Source organism: Microvirga sp. GN3 (assembly GCF_055792825.1).
The window spans coordinates 1-5304 of the sequence record NZ_JBVVAK010000015.1; the positions used below are offsets into that span (position 1 = coordinate 1).

The following is a 5304-nucleotide window of genomic DNA, read 5'->3' on the forward strand; positions in this document are numbered from 1 at the left end:
TCCCGTTTCATACCGCCCAATCCGCGGAGGATTCGAGGAGTGGCCTCAACCAAAGGAGAGCTTCGAAGTGGCGGCTTACGGGAGTAGGCTGAGGTCAGTGGCCTCTCATGGCCTGGTCCGCTGGGACGGCCGTGATCGCGAGGCCCCGACGCCGGCCGATCGGGAGGTTCTCCAACCCCTATCGCGCCGGCGTCGCCCCCTTGGCTGTAGGGGATAATCTCGGGCTGTGGTGGAGGCAGTAGGCCGTGCAACATCCCTATCACGACAAGGCGGCTGAATATCGCCATCAGGCGCGGGAGATCCGGGCGATTGTCCAGAAGCTCTCGGTCGATGAGGCCCGCGAGCAACTCCTTGAGACGGCCAAGCGCCTTGAAGGGCTCGCGGAGGAAGAGGAGCGTCGGGCTCAGGCCGACGGCTCCAAGCCGGAGCCTCGATCAGGGGCATGATTTCCGGTAGGCGCCTATCTGGACCGGCGAACACAATGCCCACCTGAGCGTTATGGCTACCATCCGCCAGGGATGCACAGCCATGCCGCGCTACTTTTTCGACATCCGCGAGGGGCTGGAATTCCGTCCCGATCGTGCCGGCGAGGAGTTCGAGGACCTGGGCTCTGCCAAAGCCCACGCCGTGGGCCTTGCCGGAGAGATCGCGAAGGACATGCCTCTGGAACCCTCGAACCACGTTGTCATCGTTGAGGTCTGCAACGAAAGCAAAGAGCGCCTGATCACCGTGACCGTCTCGCTCTGGTTCGAACGAACCCAGGTCGAGGATCAGCCTGCGCAGCCTTGGAGTGCGTAATTCGGGAAAGACGGGAATTGCGGAACGCGCTATCGACCAGCATTGGTCAGTTATCAGGAAAGAGATCCAACCAGGGCGAGATCCGCTCGGGGTGAACCTGCGATGGAGAGTGATGGGCTTGGAAGGTCGGCGGTCCAACTCACTTCGGACATTCGCAGGCATTGTGGGATCCTGGGTCGAGCGGTCCACTTGTGTTCATTATGCTGGTGCGGGCGGTTCTGTTGCAGCTTTGAACCTTGCTCGGCCCGAGCTACGACAGGAGCGGGCTGAGAGGGGCTGGCAGTGAAGCGAAATAACAAGAACCCGTTCAAGGGTCGGCAATTTACAGCGGAGGTCATCCTGTGGGCGGCGCGTTGGTACTTACAATTCCCGATCAGCTATCGCGATCTTGAGTGCATGCTGGCGGATCGCGGTGTCCGAGTTGATCACACGACCTTGTTTCGCTGGATCCAGGCCTACGCTCCAGAACTCGAGAAGCGCATCCGATCGCATCTACGTCCGACGAACGGCTCATGGCGCGTGGATGAGACATATATTCGGGTAAAAGGCGAGTGGGTGTACCTGTACCGCGCCGTCGATGCGACCGGGCAGACAATCGACTTTCTGCTTTCGCCCAAGCGGGATGCGGCGGCAGCGCGACGGTTCTTCTGCAAGGCTCTGGGGCAGCCGCACACGGTTAATCCGCAGGCCATCACGGTCGACAAGAACGCCGCTTACCCAATCGCGACAAAAGCCATGAAGCGGGAGGGGACGCTTTGGCGCTTTGCCAAAGTCCGGCAGGTGAAATTTCTGAATAATATCGTCGAGCAGGACCATCGGCGCATCAAGCGCTTGGTCCGGCCAGGTTTGGGCTTCAAGAGTTTTGTGACGGCCACCCAGACGATTGCAGGCTATGAGGTGATGGCGTGATCCGCAAGGGACCGGTGGTCAGTGCACCAGCGAATGACATGGGCGCGCAGCGCGATTTCATTGCTACCCTGTTTGGCGCAGCCGCGTAACCTGGGTTCTTGTCCGGCCTTCGCTTGACCTATGTCAGGAGTTGCAACGGAACCCCGAACGGGAAGGCGGAATGATACGCCTCGCACCTATGCCAAGTGGAGAAATTGCAAAATGGGATTGGACCTTGCCGGTTCAGTCTTTGACCTTTGTCGCCATTGTCAAACCTCCCATATGCATGACCGTCCAGTGCGGCCCGACCGTCTGACACTGCCGTCTGCGTTAGATGTTGCGCGGCAGGGCGGTGTAGACCCTGACGATGAACTGGTGGAACTCCGCCATGTAGTTCCTTAGAAACTCGGCCGTTGTCTCGTCGGTCACCTCGCCCTCGTCGGTGATCAGCCCGGGCTTGAACTGAACATAAGCCTCCGGCGCATTCATCTGGGGCGAGTTGCAGAAACTGAGCACGCTGCGCAGTTGCTGTTGCGCGATGGCGGTGCCAATCGCGCCGGGCGAGGTGCCGATCACGGCCGAAGGCTTGCGTGTGAACGCGTTCTGGCCGTAGGGCCGGCTGGCCCAGTCGATGGCGTTCTTCAGCCCGCCCGGGATCGAACGATTGTACTCCGGGGTCACGAACAGCACCGCATCGACAGCCGCGATGGCGGCCTTGAATGCTCTTGCCGGCGGCGGGAAGTCGGCATCGTAGTCATAGCTGTAGAGCGGCAGATCCCGGATCGCAATTTCGGTGAACGCAAGGTGTTCCGGGGCAACGCGTGTCAGTGCCATGGCAAGCTTGCGGTTGATCGATTCCTTCGCAAGGCTGCCGATCAGATAGCCAACTTTGAAGGTGGTCATGGCTCTCTCCTTGGTGCGAAGGATCCTGACCGGATCCCTGATACAATCCAACTTCGATCAGAATCGTGGCAGTTCTAACGGCAGTTGGAATCTCCGGCCTCCGGAATGGTCAGAAAAGTGATGGTCGCCGGCGCAAAACGCTGCCGCTGAGGGCTGGCGGCTGCGCTGAAGATCCGGTCTGAGGGGAATGTCTCGTCCTGGCACGGGGTTGACCTGAGCTGAACTTCTGCAAAGGGACGATGAAGCGGACCATCACACGGCCACGCTGAAGGACCTTCCATGACCCAAGGCAGACTCAAGCCGGCATCAGATCAGGCGCTTCCCTCGCATCATAAACTCTGTCGATTGGCATAGACTGGCCGCCAACCTGCGTGCCTTTCACGGGACCAGATCTGTTGCGGCAGTTCCGCTTCCGTCCATCCGCATTGGGAATGAGCTATGCTCGTGGCTGATCTTCCAGACGCCATCGCGACGTCGAAGCACGATCGTGCGACGGTGCCATTGGTCGAGTGGGCCGACACCCTTCTTGGTGCCTTGCATCCGCGCCAAGCCAAAGGCAACGGCGAGATCGCCATTGATGATGACCTGCGGGTCCTTCATCTCGACCGTGACGCCGTCCTCCCATGTCGCGAACCACTCCCGGAGCCCGTCGACGGCAGGCGTGCCAGTGCCGCGATACTCAAGAGGTGGCGGGAGGTCATACGTCACGACATCAGCTGCCAAAGCCGAGATTGCCGCTTCCGCATCACCACGTCCGATCGCGGCTTCCTGGTCGCGTAAGATACGCAGGATGTCCTTCTCATCATCAGCCATGATGTGCCTCCTCATAGCGCATATGCTCCATCCTGTGCTGAGCAATCGTCGCGCATTGATCATCGATTGCCTTGCGGTAGGCCGGACGGTCAAAGCATCGGGCCTGATAGGCCGCCAAGGCAGGGAAACCTTCGAGAACCTCCAGCGAAGAGGCGATCTTGAGCACCGAGGACATCATCAGGTCACCAACGGTGAAGCTGTCGCCTACAAGCCACTGGCGTCCACCAAGCGCGTCCTGGAGTTCGCCCAGTCGCTTCTTCGCGGCGGCTAGCACCGCCGGGCGACGCAACCGCTTCTCCGTCTCATCCGCGATGAAGAACTCGACCTCGGTAAGGTTCATCAGGAACGGCTCGATGGAGTTGAGCGCAGCGATCATCCACATCACCGCCTCAGACCGCTGGTTCGCATCAGCGGGGAGCAGCCTGCCTGAACGGGTCGCGACGTCGAGCACGATCGCCCCTGACTCGAACAGCGCGGGACGTCCGTCTTCCTCCATGACGGGCACCTGGCCAAAGGGTTGCTTGGTTCTGTATTGGGCCGAGGACATCGTCGGCGCATCGACAAGCCGTACCCGATAGGGCCAGCCCACCTCGTTCAGGATCCAGCGTGCACGATGGTCCCTCACGTTTCCTGCCGCGAACGGCGGTGCCCACTTCATTGCCGTAATGGTGATCATAGGCGCTTCCTCCATCACATCGTCCTTTCGATTGGAATGGGGGCGGTTCAGCCCCCCGAGGCGGGCCGCCCCTCTGCGAAGAAGGCCGCGAGCTTATCGAGTGCGCCGTTCCAGCCATCCTCATGGCTGTCACGCGACGCCTCATCGGGCAGGCGGGCATGGACAAATGTCAGTTCGGTGCCGTCCTCGATGGCGCGCAAGCTGACCTCCACACGGGATGTTTCTTCGGGGTCCGAGTCCCAGGTCCAACTCATCGCAAGCCGATGCGGCGGATCGTACTCCTCGAAGGCTCCCGTGCTGCCGTGCTCGGTGCCGTCCTCCATGCGAAACCGGATATGGAACCGGCCGCCGATGCGAGGATCGACCTCGGCCAGGAGCACTGGGCCCCGGTCCGGGCCCCACCAGAGCGCGATGGTATTGGGATCGACGAAGGCGGCGAACACGGCCTCGGGCGACGCCTTGATCCGGCGGATGATGGTGAGGCTCGTCATCGCTTCTCCTTCTCTTCGACAATGGCGGCAAGGCGATCGATCCGCTCCGACCAGAAGGCAGCCGTGCGTTCGAGCCACGCTCTCGCCTCGTCCATTGATTGCGGGGCAAGCGAGACCATGACAGTCCGCCCGGTCTTGTACCGTTGGATCAGACCGGCCCTGGAGAGCACGTCGAGATGCTTCATCACCGTCGGCAGGGCGATGGGTAAGGGCGCGGCAAGCTCGGAAACGGAAAGCTCCGGGGTTTGCGCGAGCCTTTGCAGCATGGCGCGTCGGGACGGATCCGATAGCGCGGCATATGTCTGGTCGAGCGGCATAGTGACAAAACTTCGCTAAGTGGTAAAGTGTTCCGCCGCATCCTTCACAGGAGTGATGGAGGCTGGTCAAGAGCCCGCTTCAAGAGGGAAAGGGAAGACGCAATGGCAAAGAACACGATCTGCCTCTGGTACGACAAGGATGCCGAGGCCGCTGCCCGCTTCTATGCCGAAACTTTTCCCGACAGCACAGTCGGAGCCGTGCATCGTGCGCCTGGTAACTACCCATCCGGCAAAGAGGGCGACGTGCTGGTGGTCGAATTCACCGTGGCGGGGGTTGCCTGCATCGGCCTCAACGGCGGACCCGCGTTCCAGCACAACGAAGCCTTCTCGTTCCAGATCGCCACCGACGATCAGGAGGAGACCGACCGCTACTGGAACGCCATCGTCGGCAACGGCGGCCAGGAGAGCGAGTGCGGTT

At 61.0% G+C, this 5304-nt stretch carries 8 protein-coding genes and 1 pseudogene; 4 read left to right on the top strand and 5 right to left on the bottom strand.

The window, feature by feature from the left end; translation table 11 throughout:
* The first annotated feature begins 245 nt into the window (after positions 1-245).
* The 3 genes and pseudogenes from ACS5Q1_RS09795 to ACS5Q1_RS09805 all read left to right on the top strand — a co-directional run bounded on the left by ACS5Q1_RS09795 (position 246) and on the right by ACS5Q1_RS09805 (position 1796).
* Positions 246-446, top strand: a complete 201-nt coding sequence (locus ACS5Q1_RS09795) for a hypothetical protein (protein WP_473097977.1) — start codon at positions 246-248, stop codon at positions 444-446.
* 82 nt (positions 447-528) lie between these two features.
* Positions 529-798: a DUF6894 family protein gene (locus tag ACS5Q1_RS09800; protein WP_473097978.1), complete on the top strand. Its 270-nt coding sequence runs from the start codon at positions 529-531 to the stop codon at positions 796-798.
* A 282-nt stretch (positions 799-1080) separates the two neighbouring features.
* Positions 1081-1796, top strand: a pseudogene (locus tag ACS5Q1_RS09805) (IS6 family transposase).
* A 220-nt stretch (positions 1797-2016) separates the two neighbouring features.
* On the opposite strand, the gene ACS5Q1_RS09810 reads toward ACS5Q1_RS09805, so the two are convergent.
* From ACS5Q1_RS09810 to ACS5Q1_RS09830, 5 genes are all read right to left on the bottom strand, one after another.
* Positions 2017-2589, bottom strand: a complete 573-nt coding sequence (locus tag ACS5Q1_RS09810) for an NADPH-dependent FMN reductase (protein ID WP_473097979.1) — start codon at positions 2587-2589, stop codon at positions 2017-2019.
* 378 nt (positions 2590-2967) lie between these two features.
* Positions 2968-3402, bottom strand: a complete 435-nt coding sequence (locus ACS5Q1_RS09815; RefSeq protein WP_473097980.1) for a YybH family protein — start codon at positions 3400-3402, stop codon at positions 2968-2970.
* Positions 3395-4078 carry a glutathione S-transferase family protein gene (locus ACS5Q1_RS09820; protein WP_473097981.1) on the bottom strand — a complete coding sequence of 228 codons (684 nt, stop codon included), beginning with the start codon at positions 4076-4078 and terminating at the stop codon, positions 3395-3397. The genes ACS5Q1_RS09815 and ACS5Q1_RS09820 overlap by 8 nt, the downstream gene beginning before the upstream one ends.
* A 47-nt stretch (positions 4079-4125) precedes the next feature.
* The gene (locus ACS5Q1_RS09825) at positions 4126-4569 is read right to left on the bottom strand and encodes an SRPBCC family protein (protein WP_473097982.1); all 444 of its coding nucleotides are present in this window, start codon (positions 4567-4569) and stop codon (positions 4126-4128) included.
* A complete protein-coding gene (locus ACS5Q1_RS09830) occupies positions 4566-4886 on the bottom strand; it encodes an ArsR/SmtB family transcription factor (protein ID WP_473097983.1) in 321 nt (106 codons plus the stop codon). The genes ACS5Q1_RS09825 and ACS5Q1_RS09830 overlap by 4 nt, the downstream gene beginning before the upstream one ends.
* Before the next feature lie 102 nt (positions 4887-4988).
* On the opposite strand from ACS5Q1_RS09830, the gene ACS5Q1_RS09835 reads away from it, so the two are divergent.
* Positions 4989-5304 (top strand): VOC family protein (locus ACS5Q1_RS09835; RefSeq protein ID WP_473097984.1); only part of this gene is annotated, 316 nt, incomplete at its 3' end.